Origin of the sequence: Halomonas sp. KM007 (assembly GCF_050709225.1) — a bacterium.
GTDB lineage: Bacteria > Pseudomonadota > Gammaproteobacteria > Pseudomonadales > Halomonadaceae > Vreelandella > Vreelandella hamiltonii.
Window position 1 is genome coordinate 336,463 of the sequence record NZ_CP136131.1, and the last position, 17,360, is coordinate 353,822.

A 17,360-nucleotide genomic window follows, 5' to 3' on the forward strand; every position below is an offset into this window, starting at 1 on the left:
GCGAACATCATGGCTTACTCAACATTAGTCATCGAGGCGGGTATCGCTCGCCTAACCTTAAACCGCCCAGAGGTGCATAACGCCTTTGACGATAGCCTGATTGCCGAGCTAAACGTGCACCTGGAAAAGCTGCACGACTTGGCAAGCTCAGGGGACGTACGGGTGATGGTGCTCGGCTCTGAAGGCAAAAGCTTCTCCGCAGGCGCTGACCTGAACTGGATGAAGCGCATGGTCGATTACGACCTGGAAGACAACCTCGCCGACTCCCGCAAGCTGTCGGCGCTGATGCACGGGCTCGACACGCTGCCCTGCCCCACCCTGTGCCGCGTTCAGGGCGCCGCGTTCGGTGGCGCGGTCGGGCTTGCCGCCTGCTGCGACATCGTCATCGCTTCCGAGAAGGCTCGGTTTTGCCTGTCGGAGGTCAATATCGGCCTGTCACCGGCCGTGATCAGCCCTTACGTCCAGCGCGCCCTTGGCCAACGGCAGATGCGCCGCTACGCGCTGAGCGCCGAAATCATGGATGCCCCTACCGCGCTGCAGCTGGGGCTCGCCCACCAGATAGTCGCACACGATGCGCTGGATCACGCCATCGATACCATGATCGGCACCCTGGCCAAGGGCTCTCCTCAGGCGCAGCGGGCAACCAAAGCCCTGCTGGCCAGCGTGGCCCAGGCCCCGGACTCGGATGCCACCCGCGAGCACACCTGCCAGGTCATCGCCCAGCTGCGAGTGAGCGACGAGGGCCAAGAGGGCCTCGCCAGCTTTTTCGACAAGCGCCGCCCCGCCTGGACATCTCCTGAAGAACACAAACACGCTGCGGAGCCACGCTCATGACGCCTACCCCGACCCCCTTCGATACCCTACTGGTAGCCAACCGGGGTGAAATTGCCTGCCGCGTGATGCGCACCGCCCGCCGTCTGGGGCTGAAAACCGTGGCGGTCTACTCGGATGCCGATGCCACCGCCCGCCATGTGCGGGAAGCCGACGAGGCCGTGCGTCTTGGCCCGGCGGCCGCCCGGGAAAGCTACCTGAACATCGAGGCAGTGATCGACGCCGCCCAACGCACCGGCACCGGCGCCATTCACCCCGGTTACGGCTTTCTGTCCGAAAACGGCACCTTCGTCAAAGCGCTGGAACAGGCCGGTATTACCTTCGTTGGCCCGCCCGCTTCCGCCATTGCCGCCATGGGCGACAAATCGGCGGCCAAGGCACGCATGGCCAACGCGGGGGTGCCGCTGGTACCGGGCTATCATGGCGACGACCAGGATGACGCCCTGCTGCGCGCCGAAGCCGACAAGATTGGCTACCCGGTGATGCTGAAAGCCAGCGCAGGCGGCGGCGGCAAGGGCATGCGCGTGGTCGAAAGCGGTGAAGGCTTCAAGGCGGCGCTGGACGGCTGCCGCCGGGAATCAAAAGCCGCCTTTGGCGACGACCGCATGCTGATCGAAAAGTATCTGGTGCAGCCCCGCCATGTAGAGGTGCAGGTCTTTTGTGACCGCTACGGCCAAGGCGTGTACCTCTTCGAGCGCGACTGCAGCGTGCAGCGTCGCCACCAGAAAGTCATCGAAGAAGCCCCCGCCCCTGGCATGACGCCCGAACTGCGCACCGCCATGGGCGACGCCGCCGTACGCGCTGCCAAGGAGATCGGCTACGTGGGCGCGGGCACGGTGGAGTTTCTGCTGGACTCTTCACCAGGTCAGGACGGCGCTTTCTATTTCATGGAGATGAACACCCGCCTGCAGGTGGAGCACCCCGTCACCGAGATGATCACCGGCCAGGATCTGGTGGAGTGGCAATTGAGAGTCGCCATGGGCGAGCCGCTGCCCTGCCGCCAGGACGAGCTGACCATTACCGGCCACAGCTTTGAAGCACGCATTTACGCCGAAGACCCGGAGCAGGACTTCTTGCCCGCCACTGGCCTGCTCACCCGCTTCGCGCTGGACTTGGAAGGCGCAGGACTAGGCGCTGATCAAGTGCGATTGGATAGCGGCGTGGAGAGCGGCGATACCGTGTCGATGCACTACGACCCGATGCTCGCCAAGCTGATTGTGCATGGGGTTGACCGCGACGCTGCGCTAGCCACTCTCAACCGGGCGCTGGCGGCGCTGGATGTGCAGGGCGTGGTCACCAACCGCGCCTTCTTACAGCGCTTAGCCAATCACCCTGGCTTTAAGAACGTCGAGCTGGATACCCGCTTTATCGAGCGCAACGAAGCGACCCTGTTTGCTCCGCGTCAGTTTTCTACAGAAGACTATGCCAGCGCCGCGCTGATTGGTTTGCATCAATTAGCCCAGGAGTGCGAAAGCGACTCCCCTTGGGACCGCCACGACGGCTTCCGGCTCAATGCCCCGCACACCATCCGCATCACGCTGTGCGACCCCAGCGCGGCACAAGGCTCGGAGAGTGGCAGCCTGGTCGTGGTGGAGGGCAAACGCAAGAACCTGGACGCCCAGTGGCAGCTGACCATCGGCGAGCACACGCTCAGCGCCAGCCTGCAACCGCTGGCAGGCGATGCAGTGGCGGTGACCCTCGACGGCCATCGTCGTCGCCTGCAGGCCTACCGGGATGGCAATGTCGTCGTGATGGCCGAACCCAGCGGCGAAACCCGCCTGCTCTGGCAGCGTATCGACGCCATCAACCACGGCCATCAGGAAACCGAGGCGACCCTCACCGCCCCCATGCACGGCACCGTCGTGGCGCTGCTGGTCGAACTCGGCACCACGGTAGAAAAAGGCATGCCCTTGATGGTCATGGAAGCCATGAAAATGGAGCACACCATGACGGCACCGACCCACGGCAGCGTGGCCACGTTCCACTTCCAGGCAGGCGACACGGTCAGCCAGGGTGACGTGCTGCTCGACTTTGCCCCCAGCGAATAGGAGCTTCTCCATGGCACTGCCTACGTCTATCAAGCTATTTGAAATGGCCCCTCGCGACGGGCTGCAGAACGAACCGGGCACCCTGGTGCCCACTGCCACCAAAATCGCGCTGATCGAGCGCCTGGCAGCGGCCGGCCTGCGGCATATCGAAGCCGCCAGCTTCGTTTCTCCCAAGTGGGTACCGCAGATGGGCGATGCCGCCGAGGTGATGCGCGGCCTCAAGCGCCAGCCCGGCGTGGTGTATTCCGCCCTCACGCCGAACCTGAAGGGGCTGGAAGGCGCTCTGAACGTGGGCGTCGAGGAGGTCGCCGTGTTTGGCGCCGCCTCGGAAGCGTTCTCGCAGAAGAACATCAACTGCTCGATCAACGAGTCGCTGGCACGCTTTGAGCCAGTGCTCGCACGGGCCAACGAGGCAGGCGTGCGGGTGCGTGGCTACGTCTCTTGCGTGCTGGGGTGCCCCTACGAAGGGGACATCGCCCCGCAGAAAGTTGCCGAGGTGGCGAAAGCACTCTACGACATGGGCTGTTACGAGATTTCCCTCGGGGACACCATCGGTACCGGCACGCCGCTGGCCGCCAAACGCATGGTCGAAGCCACCGCCCAACACGTGCCCATCGAACGGCTGGCCGCGCACTTCCATGACACTTACGGCATGGCCATCGCCAACCTGTACGCCGTACTGGAAGAAGGCGTGAGCGTGATTGATGCCGCCACGGCAGGCCTGGGTGGCTGCCCCTACGCTAAGGGCGCATCGGGCAACGTGGCCACCGAAGACGTGCTCTATTTATTGGAAGGGCTGGGTATCGATACCGGCATCGACCTGCAGGCAGTGATCGATACCGGCTACTGGATCACTCAGCAGCTTGGCCGTAAACCCAGTGCCAAAGTGGCACTCGCCAAAGGGTGTGCCAAAAGCAGCAAAGCATAACGCCACCCCAAACAACCTAATAATTAAAAATGCGTCACTTCCCGTTCAGATAAGAAAAAGACATCGGAGACTCACCATGGCATCACCTGCAACCTTGCCTAGCTACACCAGCAGTACCGCAGAAAAGCCGTTGTTGGGCATGACCATTGGCGACAAGTTCGACCAAATTGCCGCCCAGTACCCGGATAACGATGCGCTGATAGCGCTACACCAGAATATTCACTGGAGCTACCGGGAACTTCAGCAGGAAGTGAACCGCTGCGCCCGCGCCCTGCTCGCGATTGGTGTACAAAAAGGCGACCGCGTGGGCATTTGGGCACCCAACTGCAGCGAGTGGACGCTGACCCAGTTTGCCACCGCCAAAATTGGCGCGATTCTCGTGAACATCAACCCGTCTTACCGAACCCACGAGCTGGAGTACGCGCTGAATCAGTCCGGCGCGCGCTTTTTAGTCACCGCCAACCAATTCAAAAGCTCCGACTACACGGCGATGCTGTTCGAGCTGGCGCCAGAACTCAACAGCTGCGCGGAAGGTCAACTAAAATCACAGAAGCTGCCCGAGCTTGAGTGCGTGATTAATTTAAGCGCCGACAAGCACAGCGGCATGTGGCGCTGGGCCGACTTCATTGGTCAGGCCGACACCGTCAGCCAGACCGAAGTGGACGACCTGCAGGCCACCCTGCAGTTCGACGACCCGATCAACATTCAATACACCTCCGGCACCACGGGGTTTCCCAAGGGGGCCACGCTCTCCCACCACAACATTCTCAACAACGGCTTTTTCGTGGCAGAAAGCATGGGCTTTACCAGCGCCGACCGGCTGGTGATCCCCGTGCCGCTCTACCACTGCTTCGGCATGGTGATGGGCAACCTGGGCTGCATGACCCATGGGGCCGCCATGATCTACCCGGACGAAGGCTTCGACCCCGGCAAAGTGCTGAAAGCCGTTCATGAGCAGCAAGCCACCGCGCTCTACGGCGTGCCCACTATGTTTATTGCCGAACTTGAGCACCCTGACTTCGCCAGCACCGATTTTTCGACGCTGCGCACCGGCATTATGGCGGGCTCCATTTGCCCGGCAGAGATCATGAAGCAGGTCATCAACAAGATGAACATGAAGGGCGTGCAAATCGCCTACGGCATGACCGAAACCAGCCCGGTCTCCACGCAAACCGGCGCGAACGACACCATCGACAAGCGCGTTTCCACCGTGGGCCGCACCCAGCCCCACCTGGAAAGCAAGATCGTCGACCCCGGCAATGGCGGCATTCTGCCCCGTGGTGAAATCGGCGAGTTGTGCACCCGTGGCTATAGCGTGATGCTCAAGTACTGGAACAACGACAAAGCCACTGCTGAGGCCATCGACGAAGTGGGCTGGATGCACACCGGCGACTTGGCCACCATGGATGATCAGGGCTACATCCAGATCGTCGGTCGCATCAAAGACATGGTGATTCGCGGCGGCGAAAACGTCTACCCGAAAGAGATCGAAGAGTTCTTGTACGCTCACCCGGCGATTTCCGAAGTACAGGTCACCGGCGTGCCAGATAAAAAGTACGGCGAAGAGCTGATTGCCTGGGTGAAGCTCAGCAGCACGGCGGGCGAGATTACCGGGGAAGACCTGCGCGAATACTGCAAAGGCAAAATCACCCACTTCAAGATCCCCCGCTACTTCAAGTTCGTGGATGCGTTTCCCATGACCGTCACCGGCAAGATCCAGAAGTTCAAGATGCGCGAAATCTCGATAGAAGAGCTGGGCCTGGACGAGCAGAAGTAGCCGCCATGGCAAAGCCCCTGGCGAAACACTACGATCAGGGGCTGCGCGACCAGGAGATTCTCCAGCAGTTGCGCAGCCATTATCCTGAGGGTCCGACGCTGCACCAGCTCGCGCCACTGGACCAACTGCATATCGGTGGCCTGGCCGCCTCGGCCAGGCTGTTGGCCCTGATCGAGCCGCAAAGCGAGGTACTGGACATCGGTGCCGGGCTGGGCGGGCTGATGCGCCAGGGCGCGGCGATGGGTCTGCACATGACCGGGCTGGATATCACCCACCGCTTCAGCGCGCTCAACCGGGCCATCAGCCAACTCACCCCCACTCCCATGGGCGGCAAATTGCGCTGGGTGACGGGAAATGCCAGCGCTCTGCCGTTTAACGACGCGAGCTTCGATGCGGTGGTGTTTCAGCACAGCCTGATGAACATGCCTGACCCGGAAAGCGTGCTGGCCCAGTGCCGCCGAGTGCTGCGCCCCAGCGGGCAGCTGGTGATGCACGAAGTGGTGGGCGGCCCGAACCAGGCGGCGCTGCGCTATCCCGTGCCCTGGGCGGAAGGGCCCGAACATTCGCACCTGCTCAGTCTGGAAGCACTGACTACCCTGCTGCAACGGCAAGGCTTCACCTTGCAACACCACGAGGATTGGAGCCAGACCGCCCTGGCCTGGCGCCAGCGTCAACGCCAAAAGGAGCAGACCGCCCAGCCTGCGGTCGTCTCGCCCCAGTGGGTATTTGGCGAGCGCTTCCTGACCATGGGCAAGCACCTGCTGGAAAATCTCGCTCAACAGGCAATTAACGTGGTGGAAATCAGCGCCCGTTGCTAACCTGTAACGGTTGGCTCGATAAATGGCGACAATCACGCATAACGACAAGGTCACGATCAAGGACAAGAGGAACGCCAATGAACCGCCTGGCAAGCACCCTGTTCCTGACGCTGGTGAGCGCCGCGCCCTTCGCCACCGCCCTGGCAAATGACGATACAGCACTGCTTGCCTATGCGGCCCCCGATGGTGAGTGGATTCGGCTGGATAACGGCGTAGTGCTGGAAGGCAGCGACCTGAGCAGCCTGGACACCAACACCACCGGCTTTCGGCTGACCGCGGGATTCAGCCCCGAACGGCTGCCCCGGCTGGATATCGGTGCCGAGATCGCCTATCGCGAAAGTGAAGAAGTCCCCATTACTTCCCAGATGAACCCGCTGCTCATGGACACCCTGAGCCTGGGTGGCGCCCTGGTGGCAGGCGTGCGCATGGGCGCCGTCAGCATTTATGCCAAGTCCGGCTTCACCGAGTGGCGTGGTGAAGCGTACCAGCCCCAGGCCGATGATGGCGGCACGGCGCTACTGCAAGGCTTCGGCGCCACCATGACCATCAACCGGTTGATCAGCCGTTTCGAGTACGAGCGTATCGATGCACCCACGCTCAGCCACCTCAATATGCTTAGCGCTTCGCTACACCTGCCGTTTTAATCCCAGTTTTCGATGCTGCCAGCCGAGATGTCTCTTGACTCGGCGTTTATCCGTGTTAATGTACTAGCGTACTAGTACATTAACACGGATTACATCGACCGCTGGTGACTCACTCATGCCCCTCTCTCCGTCACACTATCAGACTGAGCTGGTACGCCATCTGGTGGCCATCGAGACCCCCGAGGCCATGGACGCTGCGCTGGCCAGCCTGCTGACCCCAGCGGAGTACCAGGAAATCAGCAAGCGCCTGCAGATTTTCAAGCTGCTCAACGAAGGGGTGCCCCACCGCAAGATTGCCGACACCCTCGGGGTCGGTATTGCCACGGTATCCAGGGGCTCTCGCGCACTGAACCAGTCATCTTCATCACGGAACGACCCTTTATGAGCACTCACACTCAGGTCAACACCACTGGCCCAACGCCGTTTACACTGCCCCGTAAACCGCACTACGTGACGCTGGCGGCAGACTGCGACTTTTTCGCCCTGTTTCAGAAAATCGAGCGCCGCTTCGACACCTGCTACATGCTGGAGTCGCTGGGCGAAGATAGCCATATGGCACGCCACTCGATCATTGGCTTCGATCCCGAATATACGCTGTACGCCAATGGCCACACGCTGACCATCGAAAACCGCGACGGTCAGGCCGAGCAGTACACCAGCGAGAACCCCTACGAGCTGCTGCGCAGCCTGATTCCGCAGAACATCATTTCCCGCAAGTACGCCGGCGGCCTCAGCGGCTATCTGGGCTACGACGCCATGCAGTACTTCGAGCCTTCGCTGACGCTGAAAGCCAGCGACGACTTCGATACGTTCCGCTTCGGGCTTTACAAGGATGGCTTGATCCTTGACAAGATGACTGGGGAAGTCACCTACTTCTACTACGACAACAGCCGCTATGATTTTCTGCAGACACTGATCGAAGCAGCAGACGAGCCTGCCGGGGCGCTCAGCATTACCGCGCTGGGCGACACCATGAGCAAGGCCCAGCATGCCGAAGCCGTGGCCAAAGTGAAGCAGGACATCATCGACGGCAAGGTGTTCCAGTGTGAAGTGGGATTCAAGAAGCGCTTTCGCATCCAGGGCGATACCCTGGCGCTCTATGACCAGCTGCGCACCATCAACCCGTCACCGCAGATGTATTACGTCAAATTCGGTGAACAGAAGCTGATCGGCGCCAGCCCCGAACTGCTGTTTCGCTTGCGCCAGGGCGAAATGGAAACCTTCCCGCTGGCGGGCACCACGCTCCGTGGCCAGACCCCCCAGGAAGACACGCAGCTGGCCCGCGCACTGCTCAACGACCCGAAGGAGATCGCCGAGCACAACATGATCGTGGACCTGCACCGCAACGACATCGGCCGCGTGGCCCAGTTTGGAACGGTGAAGGTACGCAGCCTGATGGACATCAAGCGGTTCAGCCACGTACAGCACATCTCCAGCGAGATCGTCGGCATTATTGCCGAGAGCGAAGACATGTTCACCGCGCTGGCCAGCAACTTCCCTGCCGGAACGCTGACCGGCGCTCCCAAGATCGAGGCCATGAAGATCATCGACGACCTGGAAACCGACGGTCGCGGCCCCTATGGCGGCGCAGTGGGCCAGTTTTCCTTCAATGGCGACTGCACCTTCGCCATTCCGATTCGTACGGTGTTCGTCAACGGTGAACGCGCCTACGTGCAAACCTGCGGCGGCAACGTCTACGACAGCAATGCCGAGGATGAGTACGAGGAGATTCGTCGCAAGTTTGCCGGTACCCGCAAGGCGCTAGCCCCCTTTATGAGCACGGAAACGGAGAGCCCCGCATGAAGGTGCTGATCATCGACAACTACGACTCGTTCACCTACAACCTCTACCAGTTCATCGGTGAAATTCTCACTGCCGAAAAGAATCGCGGGGAGCTGCCGCATTTCGAGATCGTGGTGAAGCGGAACAACCAGATCGACTTCAAGGCCATCGAGGCCATGGCCCCGGACCGCATCATCATTTCGCCGGGGCCGGGCTCGCCGGACGACCCGCGCTACTTCGGGGTGTGTGCCGAGGTCATCGAAAAACTCGGCAAGACGACGCCACTGCTGGGAGTGTGCCTGGGCATGCAGGGAATCGTGCATGTCTTTGGTGGCAAGGTCGTCAAGGCACCGCTGCCCATGCATGGCAAGATCAGCCCCATTCACCACGATGACCGCTCGGTGTTCCAGGGCGTCCCCGACCAATTGGAAGTGATGCGCTACCACTCCTTGATTGCCGACGCCACCACCCTACCCGAGTGCCTGGAAGTGACCGCCACGGTCGGCGCGCTGACCGCCGAGCATTTTGCCGAGCGCAGCGCCTGGCAGGCCGCAGGCGAGTTCGAGCTGATGGGCGTGAAGCACCGCGACTACCCCATCCACGGCATTCAGTTTCACCCGGAGTCGTTTGCCACCGAAGGCGGCAAGGAACTGATCGCCAACTTCCTGTTCAACTCGGCCAAGGTTGCGTAAGCGCCAGAACAGCCGCCAGACAGGCCAGGTTGAGCACCACCGTGACCCAGAAAACTCGCCGAAAAGCGGTTTTTTGGGTCTTGTGGCGCAGCTGCTGCTGCGCGCACCACGCCCCCGGCCAACCCCCCAACAGCGCCAGCCAGTGCAGCGTTTTTTCGCTCACCCGCCGGCGCTTCTTGATCGCCGCCCGCTTGTCCCATGCATAGGTGGCATAGGTCACGACGCTGGCCGCTGCATAGAGCGCCAGCCCGAAAAGCATCCATGAGTTCATGATGGGCCCTGGCTGACTATTTGCGCCGGGAAGACGGCTTACCGGCGGCTGTTCTGCCCCCGCCAGGTCGACCACCCTTGATGGCACTCTTGCCCGCGCCCGGCTTGCCACCGGGTTTACTGCCGGGCCTGCCCTTGCCTTTGGCAGCCGGTTTTCCCGTTGGCTTTGCTTTGGCGCCTGGCTTACCCGACGCGACTACTTTCCCCTTGGAGTCCTGACGGCTCTTGCCACCCGAACGGGCACCTGGTGAGGCCTTTTTCGCTGCCGGTGGTTTACCTTTAGCGCCATGTCTGTTGCCGCTGTAGTCAGGCCTGTCGCTTTTTTTCTTCTCCGGTGCGGCTTGCGAGGTTTCGGTCAGGGCAATGATGGTCTCGATCTCACGGGGCGTCAGATCGCGCCAGTCTCCCAGCGCCAGGCCTTTCAAGGAGACGTTCATGATGCGTGTACGCACCAGTTGCGTCACTTCGTAACCGAAGTATTCGCACATACGGCGAATTTGACGATTCAGCCCCTGCACCAGCGTAATATTGAAGACGAAAGTAGACTCCTTGACCACGCGACACTTTTTGGTCACCTGGCCTAGAATGGGCACCCCGCCCTGCATACCGGCAATGAACTCATCGGTGATCGGTTTATCCACCGTCACCACGTACTCTTTCTCGTGATGATTGTTGGCGCGCAGAATCTTGTTGACCAGATCGCCATTGTTGGTAAGAAAGATCAGGCCCTGGGAGTCCTTGTCCAGCCGTCCGATGGGAAAGATACGCGTGCCGTGCTTGACGAACTCGACGATATTGTCCTTTTCGGCAGACTCCGTGGTGCTGACGATGCCCACCGGCTTGTTCAGCGCGATCAATACCAGGTCTTTCTCTTCCTGCGGTTCGATCTCCTGGCCGTTCACCTTGACCCGATCTCCCGCCACCACCTGATCCCCCGTGGTGGCCCGGCGACCGTTGATATAGACATTGCCCTGCTCCACGAAGCGGTCGGCTTCGCGGCGGGAGCACAGGCCGCTTTCACTGATGTACTTGTTGATACGGGTAGAGGTTCTTAACGGCATAAAGCGCTACGTCATCCCATTGGGTTAAAAAGAGGAGCCCGGCTGCTGGAGGAAGGCGACTTCTTCAGGTGTGGAGGGCCTGCCCAGCACCTCATTGCGATGCGGGTAGCGCCCAAAGCGTTCGATAATCACACGATGGCGCTTTTCAAAGTCGAGGTTGTTTTCCAGGCCCGGCTGGTCAAACAGCTGCATGGCCACGGCATGAATGGCAAGCGACTCGCTGTGCATGTAGGGCATGTATAAAAAGCTGCGCTCCACGGTGGAGAGCGACTGGTCTGCGCCGCTGGCCACCGCTTCCTGGGCCAGCGCCAGTGCCAATGCATCATTGGCAAAGGCCTGTGCGTCGTCACGGTGAATATTGCGGGAAAACTGGTCCAACACGAGGATCTCCGCCAGCCGCCCATGGGCCGTCCCGCGCCATTCAAACAGCTCGCAGGCTGCTGCTCGCTCCAGCAGTGGGCCAAAGCGCTCGCCAATCTGTCGATCCATATTCGCGTCTTTCTTGAACCATTGAGCGGGCTCTAAGGTTTGAAACCAGAAGACCATCACGGCCTGAGCATCTGCGTGCATGGTGCACCTCCCCTGGAGTGCGGCGATAAAAGCTCAACGAAAACAGCAGCCCAACATAAACAAAAGCGCCGCCACCCGAGGAGTGACGGCGCTGGCCCACGGTGCGACTAGCCGGTATTGCGCAGCCCGGCAGCGATGCCTGCCATGGTGACCATCAGCGCCCGTGAGAGATCGGCGCTGATGGCGCCGTCAGCATCCCGGTTACGCTGCAGCAGCTCGGCTTGCAGGCCGTGGAGCGGGTCGATGTAAGGGTTGCGAACATCGATGGCCTGACGGATCAGCGGCGTATTCTCCAGCAGCCGCTCCTGCTGAAGAATGTCCAGCACCACCAGCTCCAGCCGCGCAAAGCGTTCTCGCAGCTGCTTGCCCAACGCCTTCAGCGCAGGCTCGTCGACCAGGCGATGCTCGTAATAAGCCGCAATGGCCACATCGGCCTTGGCCAGCAACATCTCCAGCATGTCCAGATAGGTGCCAAAGAATGGCCACTGCGTGCGCATCTCTTGCAGCACTTCCAGGCCGCCCGGCTCCTCCAGGCGTCGGGCAAAGGCCTCACCGCTGCCCAACCAGGCGGGCAGCATCAGGCGAATCTGCGTCCAGGCAAAGATCCAGGGAATCGCCCGCAGCGTTTCCACGCCGCCATCCTGGCGACGCTTGGCGGGCCGCGAACCCAAGGGCAGCCTGCCCAGCGCGCCCTCGGGCGTCACCGCGCGGAAATAGGGGACGAAATTCGGGTCTTCACGCACCACGCCCACATAAGCCGCGTGGGCAACCTTGGCCAGCTGGTCCATCTCTTCGCGCCAGTGCGGTTGTGGTGCAGGCGGCGGGAGCAGCGTGGCTTCCAGCACCGCGCAGGCGTAGATCTCCATGGAGCGCAGCGCAATGTCCGGCTGGCCGAACTTGAAGCGAATCATCTCTCCCTGCTCGGTTACCCGCAGGCTGCCGTTCACCGACCCTGGCGGCTGAGAGAGAATCGCCGCATGGGCCGGGCCGCCCCCGCGGCCCACGGTGCCGCCGCGGCCGTGGAACAGCGTCAGATCCACGCCGTGCTTCTCGCACACGTTGACCAGGGCTTCCTGGGCGCGGTACTGCGCCCAGGCCGCCGCCAGCTGCCCGGCATCCTTGGCAGAGTCGGAGTAACCGATCATGACTTCCTGACGGTCCTGAGTGAGCGCTCGGTAACCCGGCAGCGACAGCAGCTGATCGATGACAGCACCGGCGTGGTCCAGGTCGTTGAGCGTCTCGAACAGCGGCGCGATGGGCAGCGTCACCTGGCCGCCCACCTCTTTCATGAGCAGCGCCACGGTCAGTACATCGGAAGGCTCGCCTGCCATGGAGATGATATAGGTGCCCAGCGCTTCGGCATGCTCCTGGGCAATCACCTTGAACGTATCCAGCACTTCTCGTGATTCGGCGGAACACTCCCAGCGGCGCGGGATCAATGGACGGCGCGAGGCCAGCTCGGAAAGCAAAAACTCCTGACGCTGGGTTTCGCTCCACTCCTGATAATGACCTAGCCCCAGCGAGCTGGTGAGTTCTTCCATGACCTGGGCGTGGCGGCTGGCTTCCTGGCGAAGGTCGAGCTTGGTCAGCGTAACGCCGAACACAGCTACGCGGCGCAGGGTATCCAGCAGCGCGCCGTTGGCGATGGTGTCCAGCCCCACATCGCACAGCGAGCGGTAGCAGGCCAGCAGCGGCGCGTAGATTTGGTCGCGGGTTTCAATGATCGGCCCGCCGTCGTAGTTGTGGCCATCCAACTGCGCTTTCGCCCAGTCGCGGGTGGCTTCCATTTTAGTCAGCAGCCGCTTGAGCAGCTCCCGGTAAGGCTCGGCGACATCGCCCACTTCGGCCTTCAAGGCGCTGTTGGCCTTCCACATGGAAAGCTCGGTCTTGAGCTGCTCCAGATCCCGCAGGTAGAGATCGGCGGCCATCCAACGGCCCAGCAGCAGCACTTCCTGGGTCACCTTCGCCGTGACATTGGGGTTGCCGTCGCGATCACCCCCCATCCACGAGGCGTAGCGAATGGGCGCCGCATCCAGCGGCAGGCGCTCGCCTACCGTTTCCAGCAACAGGCTATCCAGGTCGCGGTGAAAATCGGGCACCGCCTGCCACAGGGAGTTCTCGATGACCGCAAAGCCCCACTTGGCCTCATCCACCGGAGTGGGACGTTCGTGACGAATCTCGTCGGTGTGCCAGGCCTGGCTGATCAGCTCTTCCAGCCGCCCCTGAGCGCGGGCGCCACGCTCAGGGTAATCCTCGGAGCTTTCAATGGCGATCAGGCACTCGTCGATGGCGTCATACTTCTGAATCAGGGTGCGGCGAATGACTTCGGTGGGGTGGGCAGTGAGCACTAGCTCCACGCGCATGTTGGCCAGGGTTTCGACCAGCTTGCGCGGGGAGTTGCCCGCCTGCTGGGCGCGACTGAGCAGCTCGCCCAGTACCGGCTGGGTGCCTGGTTTGTAATCCTCCACCCGACGGAACCGTGCCCGGTAGTGCTGCTCGGCGATATTGGCCAAATTCAAGAACTGGTTGAATGCGCGGGTCACCGGGAGCAGGTCCCGCTCGGGTAGCTGACGCAGATACTCGATCAACTGCCGCTGTTGAAGGGTGTCGCCCTGGCGACCCCGCTTGGCATGGGCACGAATGGTTTCAATCTTGTCGACGAACGACTGGCCCAGATCATCGGCGATGGTACGCCCAAGACTGTCACCCAGAATACGGACATTATCGCGCAGCGACTCGTGTAGATCATGGCTCATTGGCGGGGCCTCCTTGCGGGGTCGCGTTGATATGGTGAGTTATTAGCATTGTTCCTGGGCTTTCGCGGCTTGCCAGTGGTATTCCATTTCTTCCAGGGTCGCCTGACCCAGCGGTCGCTCGGCCCTGGCAAGTGCGCCTTCGACATGGCGAAAGCGGCGCTCGAATTTGCTGTTGGTCTGGCGCAGGCACTGCTCCGGGTTGGCCCCCAGAGTACGCGCCAGGTTAGTGACCGCAAACAGCAGGTCACCCACTTCTTCCTGCGCATGCTGGCGGTCGCCGACGGCCAGCGCCTCTTCGACCTCTACCAGCTCTTCACGAATCTTGTCCAGTACGCCGCGGGCATCGGGCCAGTCGAAACCCACTCGGGCGGCCCGCTTGGAGAGTTTGGTCGCCCTGCTCAGCGCAGGCAGGTTACGCGGTACATCGTCGAGCACCGATACCTCTTCGACGCTGCGCTGCGCGCGCTCTTCGGCCTTGAGCGCTTCCCAGCGGCTGTTGACCTGCTGGGTTTTGACGGCGTCTGCGCTCATGCCAGGCGGGCGGCGAGACGCCAGCGTCCCCTCTGGAAACACATGCGGATGGCGACGCAGCATCTTTTCCGTCAACGTGTGGACGATATCGTGGAAATCGAAGCGCTGCTCCTCGACGGCGAACTGGGCGTAATAGACCACTTGAAACAGCAGGTCCCCCAGCTCTCCGGGCAGCTCATCGAAAGCACGCCGCTCGATGGCATCGGCAACTTCGTAGGCTTCTTCCAGGGTATGCGGCACGATGGTGTCCCAGTGCTGCTTGACGTCCCACGGGCAGCCCTGCTGCGGGTCACGCAGCACGGCCATCAGCGTCAACAGGTCTTCCAGGCGGTAGCGCATCAGGCCCCTCCTTTACGGGCACTTTTTTCGGGGTCGGCGTTACGCAGGCGGCGCACCTCGGTCACGTTGGGCAACTGCTGAATACGCGAGAACAGCCGTCCCAGGGACTCCAGGCCATCCACCTCCAGGGTGATGCGCAGGCGGGCAATGCCCTCGTCGGTATCGGTCAGCGTGTTGACCGCCAGTACATTGACCTTTTCATTGCCCAGCAGGCCCGTGACATCGCGCAGCAAACCCGAACGGTCCCAGGCCTGAATCTCGATGGTCACCGGATAGCGGGTATGGGCGCGCTCGCCCCATTCCACTTCGATAATGCGCTGAGGCTCCTCCATGCGCAATTGGAGAATATTGGTGCAGTCCTGACGGTGCACGGTGACCCCACGACCTTGCGTGATGAAGCCGACAATCGGCTCGCCGGGCACCGGTCGGCAGCAGTTGGCCATGCTGGTCTTCAAGTTGCCCACGCCCAGCACGGTAATGTCGCTTTTGGTGGCCTTGCTGGGCTGGCGGCGAGGCTTGGCCAGCAGTCGGTCCAACTGCTCCTGGTCATCGGTCTCGCCAAACAGCTGCTGCGCCTGATGCAGTACCTGGCCTATCCGCAGGTCACCGGCGCCCAGCGCGGCGTACATGTCGTCAGCGTTCTGGTAATTGACCGCCTTGGCCAGTTTTGGCAGGTCGAGCCCTTCCACATCCAGGCGGCGCATTTCACGCTCAAACAGCGTGCGCCCTTCGTTCAGGTTCTGGTCCCGGGCCTGATACTTGAACCACGCCTGGATCTTGGCCCGCGCCCGCGAGGTGCGTACGTAGCCCAGGCTGGGGTTGAGCCAGTCGCGGCTGGGGCCGCCTTTGGTGGCAGTGAGAATCTCGATTTGCTGGCCGGTTTTCAGCTTGTAGTTCAGCGGGACGATGCGACCGTTAACCTTGGCACCTCGGCAGCGATGGCCAATTTCGGTGTGCACCCGGTAAGCAAAATCGATCGGCGTGGCAATACGCGGCAGGTCGATAACGTGCCCATCCGGGGTAAAGACGTAGATGCGGTCAGGGGCGACATCGCTGGAGAGGCCTTCACGCAGGTCGCCAAAGCCGCCCACTTCGTCCTGCCACTCCAGCACCTGCCGCAGCCAGGCGATCTTTTCTTCGTAGCTGCGACTCTTGGCATTGGTATCGTGGCCCTTGTAGCGCCAGTGGGCACACACCCCAAGCTCGGCCTCGTCGTGCATACCGAAGGTGCGGATCTGAATTTCCAGCACCTTGTTTTCCGGCCCCATGACCGCCGTGTGCAGCGACTGATAACCGTTTTTCTTGGGGTTGGCGATGTAGTCGTCGAACTCGTTGGGCACGTGGTGCCAGCGGGAGTGGACGATACCCAGCACGGTGTAGCAGTCAGTGACTTCGGGTACCAGAATGCGCACGGCGCGCACGTCGTGGACCTGGGAAAAATCGATCCGCTTGCGCTTCATCTTGCGCCAGATGGAGTAGATATGCTTTGCCCGGCCACTGACATCGTAACGATGGATATGCTGGGCTTCCATGAGGGTCTTGAGGGTTTCGACCACATCGTGAATATAGCGGTCGCGGTCCAGGCGCTTCTCTGCCAGTAGCTTGGCAATCGCCTTGTACTCGTCCTCATGCAGGTAGCGGAACGAAAGATCTTCCAGCTCCCACTTGATCTGGCCAATGCCCAGGCGGTGGGCCAGCGGCGCGTAGATATCGGCCACTTCCCTGGCCACCTGCAGGCATTTTTCCCGGGGGGCGTCCTTGACCTGACGCAGCGCGCAGGTGCGCTCGGCAATCTTGATCAACGCGACCCGTACATCTCCCACCATATTGACCAGCATTTTGCGCAGGTTTTCCTGCTGGTTATGCTGGCTCATGCCATGGTTGGGCGCCAAGGGGTAGCTGATGGCGGCCATCTGCAGTACGCCATCGATCAGCTTCGCCACTTCATCGCCAAAGCGCTTGGTCACCGCGTCGAGGCTCAGCAACCCTTCGCGCACGGCGCGATACAGCACCGCAGCTTCCAGCGTGGCTTGATCGAGCTTGAGATCGGCCAGAATATCGGCCATTTCCAGGCCCATGCGAAAACTGGAACCTGGCGACAGCCACACACGATGGGTGCGGGGAGCTTCTCGCTCCAACTGGTCGGCCAGCTCGCAGGCCTGAAGCAGGCGCTCGGGCTCACGCAGGCGCACATCTTCCTGAAGGCGCGTTAACCATTGTTGTATGTCCACCTTTCCGCTTTCTGTCAGCGGCTGGTCTTCACGCACTTTCACCATGACAATGACTCATCCTTTTGGGTGGCGGCTTGCTGCA

At 61.5% G+C, this 17,360-nt stretch carries 15 protein-coding genes; 9 read left to right on the top strand and 6 right to left on the bottom strand.

Annotated features, from left to right (window positions below):
- Nucleotides 1–9: 9 nt before the first annotated feature.
- The 9 genes from RVM27_RS01645 (at nt 10) to RVM27_RS01685 (ending at nt 9,520) form a co-directional block, all read left to right on the top strand.
- Nucleotides 10–834, top strand: a complete 825-nt coding sequence (locus RVM27_RS01645; protein WP_287808397.1) for an enoyl-CoA hydratase-related protein — start codon at nt 10–12, stop codon at nt 832–834.
- On the top strand, nt 831–2,879 hold the full coding sequence (locus RVM27_RS01650) for an acetyl/propionyl/methylcrotonyl-CoA carboxylase subunit alpha (RefSeq protein WP_498957215.1): 2,049 nt from the start codon (nt 831–833) through the stop codon (nt 2,877–2,879). Before RVM27_RS01645 ends, RVM27_RS01650 begins: the two co-directional genes overlap by 4 nt.
- Nucleotides 2,880–2,889: 10 nt before the next feature.
- A complete protein-coding gene (locus RVM27_RS01655) occupies nt 2,890–3,807 on the top strand; it encodes a hydroxymethylglutaryl-CoA lyase (protein ID WP_287808399.1) in 918 nt (305 codons plus the stop codon).
- Between the two features lie 76 nt (nt 3,808–3,883).
- Nucleotides 3,884–5,584, top strand: a complete 1,701-nt coding sequence (locus RVM27_RS01660; RefSeq protein ID WP_287808400.1) for an AMP-binding protein — start codon at nt 3,884–3,886, stop codon at nt 5,582–5,584.
- Nucleotides 5,585–5,589: 5 nt separating this feature from the next.
- Nucleotides 5,590–6,402, top strand: a complete 813-nt coding sequence (locus RVM27_RS01665) for a class I SAM-dependent methyltransferase (protein ID WP_287808401.1) — start codon at nt 5,590–5,592, stop codon at nt 6,400–6,402.
- Between the two features lie 77 nt (nt 6,403–6,479).
- Nucleotides 6,480–7,046, top strand: coding sequence for a hypothetical protein (locus RVM27_RS01670; protein WP_039177136.1), 567 nt, complete (start codon nt 6,480–6,482; stop codon nt 7,044–7,046).
- A gap of 115 nt (nt 7,047–7,161) precedes the next feature.
- Nucleotides 7,162–7,431: a Trp family transcriptional regulator gene (locus tag RVM27_RS01675; protein ID WP_058578061.1), complete on the top strand. Its 270-nt coding sequence runs from the start codon at nt 7,162–7,164 to the stop codon at nt 7,429–7,431.
- Nucleotides 7,428–8,849, top strand: coding sequence for an anthranilate synthase component I family protein (locus RVM27_RS01680; protein WP_287808402.1), 1,422 nt, complete (start codon nt 7,428–7,430; stop codon nt 8,847–8,849). The genes RVM27_RS01675 and RVM27_RS01680 overlap by 4 nt, the downstream gene beginning before the upstream one ends.
- Nucleotides 8,846–9,520, top strand: a complete 675-nt coding sequence (locus RVM27_RS01685; protein ID WP_096923128.1) for an anthranilate synthase component II — start codon at nt 8,846–8,848, stop codon at nt 9,518–9,520. Before RVM27_RS01680 ends, RVM27_RS01685 begins: the two co-directional genes overlap by 4 nt.
- Here the strand turns inward: RVM27_RS01685 and RVM27_RS01690 are convergent.
- From RVM27_RS01690 to relA, 6 genes are all read right to left on the bottom strand, one after another.
- Nucleotides 9,498–9,791, bottom strand: coding sequence for a DUF1294 domain-containing protein (locus RVM27_RS01690; protein ID WP_498957217.1), 294 nt, complete (start codon nt 9,789–9,791; stop codon nt 9,498–9,500). The genes RVM27_RS01685 and RVM27_RS01690 overlap by 23 nt on opposite strands.
- Before the next feature lie 16 nt (nt 9,792–9,807).
- On the bottom strand, nt 9,808–10,851 hold the full coding sequence (rluF, locus tag RVM27_RS01695; protein WP_498957218.1) for a pseudouridine synthase: 1,044 nt from the start codon (nt 10,849–10,851) through the stop codon (nt 9,808–9,810).
- Nucleotides 10,852–10,875: 24 nt separating this feature from the next.
- Nucleotides 10,876–11,421, bottom strand: a complete 546-nt coding sequence (locus RVM27_RS01700) for a DUF924 family protein (RefSeq protein WP_039177153.1) — start codon at nt 11,419–11,421, stop codon at nt 10,876–10,878.
- Nucleotides 11,422–11,528: 107 nt separating this feature from the next.
- Complete coding sequence (gene ppc / locus RVM27_RS01705) at nt 11,529–14,177, bottom strand: phosphoenolpyruvate carboxylase (RefSeq protein ID WP_498957219.1); 2,649 nt, start codon at nt 14,175–14,177, stop codon at nt 11,529–11,531.
- A gap of 42 nt (nt 14,178–14,219) precedes the next feature.
- Nucleotides 14,220–15,047, bottom strand: coding sequence for a nucleoside triphosphate pyrophosphohydrolase (gene mazG / locus RVM27_RS01710; RefSeq protein ID WP_498957220.1), 828 nt, complete (start codon nt 15,045–15,047; stop codon nt 14,220–14,222).
- Nucleotides 15,047–17,323, bottom strand: coding sequence for a RelA/SpoT family protein (gene relA, locus RVM27_RS01715; protein WP_498941246.1), 2,277 nt, complete (start codon nt 17,321–17,323; stop codon nt 15,047–15,049). The genes mazG and relA overlap by 1 nt, the downstream gene beginning before the upstream one ends.
- Nucleotides 17,324–17,360: the final 37 nt, after the last annotated feature.

Bases quoted from the DNA above. Each gene is read 5' to 3' on its own strand.
- RVM27_RS01645 (WP_287808397.1), top strand. From the start codon at position 10: ATGGCTTACTCAACATTAGTCATCGAGGCGGGTATCGCTCGCCTAACC.
- RVM27_RS01650 (WP_498957215.1), top strand. From the start codon at position 831: ATGACGCCTACCCCGACCCCCTTCGATACCCTACTGGTAGCCAACCGG.
- RVM27_RS01655 (WP_287808399.1), top strand. From the start codon at position 2,890: ATGGCACTGCCTACGTCTATCAAGCTATTTGAAATGGCCCCTCGCGAC.
- RVM27_RS01660 (WP_287808400.1), top strand. From the start codon at position 3,884: ATGGCATCACCTGCAACCTTGCCTAGCTACACCAGCAGTACCGCAGAA.
- RVM27_RS01665 (WP_287808401.1), top strand. From the start codon at position 5,590: ATGGCAAAGCCCCTGGCGAAACACTACGATCAGGGGCTGCGCGACCAG.
- RVM27_RS01670 (WP_039177136.1), top strand. From the start codon at position 6,480: ATGAACCGCCTGGCAAGCACCCTGTTCCTGACGCTGGTGAGCGCCGCG.
- RVM27_RS01675 (WP_058578061.1), top strand. From the start codon at position 7,162: ATGCCCCTCTCTCCGTCACACTATCAGACTGAGCTGGTACGCCATCTG.
- RVM27_RS01680 (WP_287808402.1), top strand. From the start codon at position 7,428: ATGAGCACTCACACTCAGGTCAACACCACTGGCCCAACGCCGTTTACA.
- RVM27_RS01685 (WP_096923128.1), top strand. From the start codon at position 8,846: ATGAAGGTGCTGATCATCGACAACTACGACTCGTTCACCTACAACCTC.
- RVM27_RS01690 (WP_498957217.1), bottom strand. From the start codon at position 9,791: ATGAACTCATGGATGCTTTTCGGGCTGGCGCTCTATGCAGCGGCCAGC.
- rluF (WP_498957218.1), bottom strand. From the start codon at position 10,851: ATGCCGTTAAGAACCTCTACCCGTATCAACAAGTACATCAGTGAAAGC.
- RVM27_RS01700 (WP_039177153.1), bottom strand. From the start codon at position 11,421: ATGCACGCAGATGCTCAGGCCGTGATGGTCTTCTGGTTTCAAACCTTA.
- ppc (WP_498957219.1), bottom strand. From the start codon at position 14,177: ATGAGCCATGATCTACACGAGTCGCTGCGCGATAATGTCCGTATTCTG.
- mazG (WP_498957220.1), bottom strand. From the start codon at position 15,047: ATGCGCTACCGCCTGGAAGACCTGTTGACGCTGATGGCCGTGCTGCGT.
- relA (WP_498941246.1), bottom strand. From the start codon at position 17,323: ATGGTGAAAGTGCGTGAAGACCAGCCGCTGACAGAAAGCGGAAAGGTG.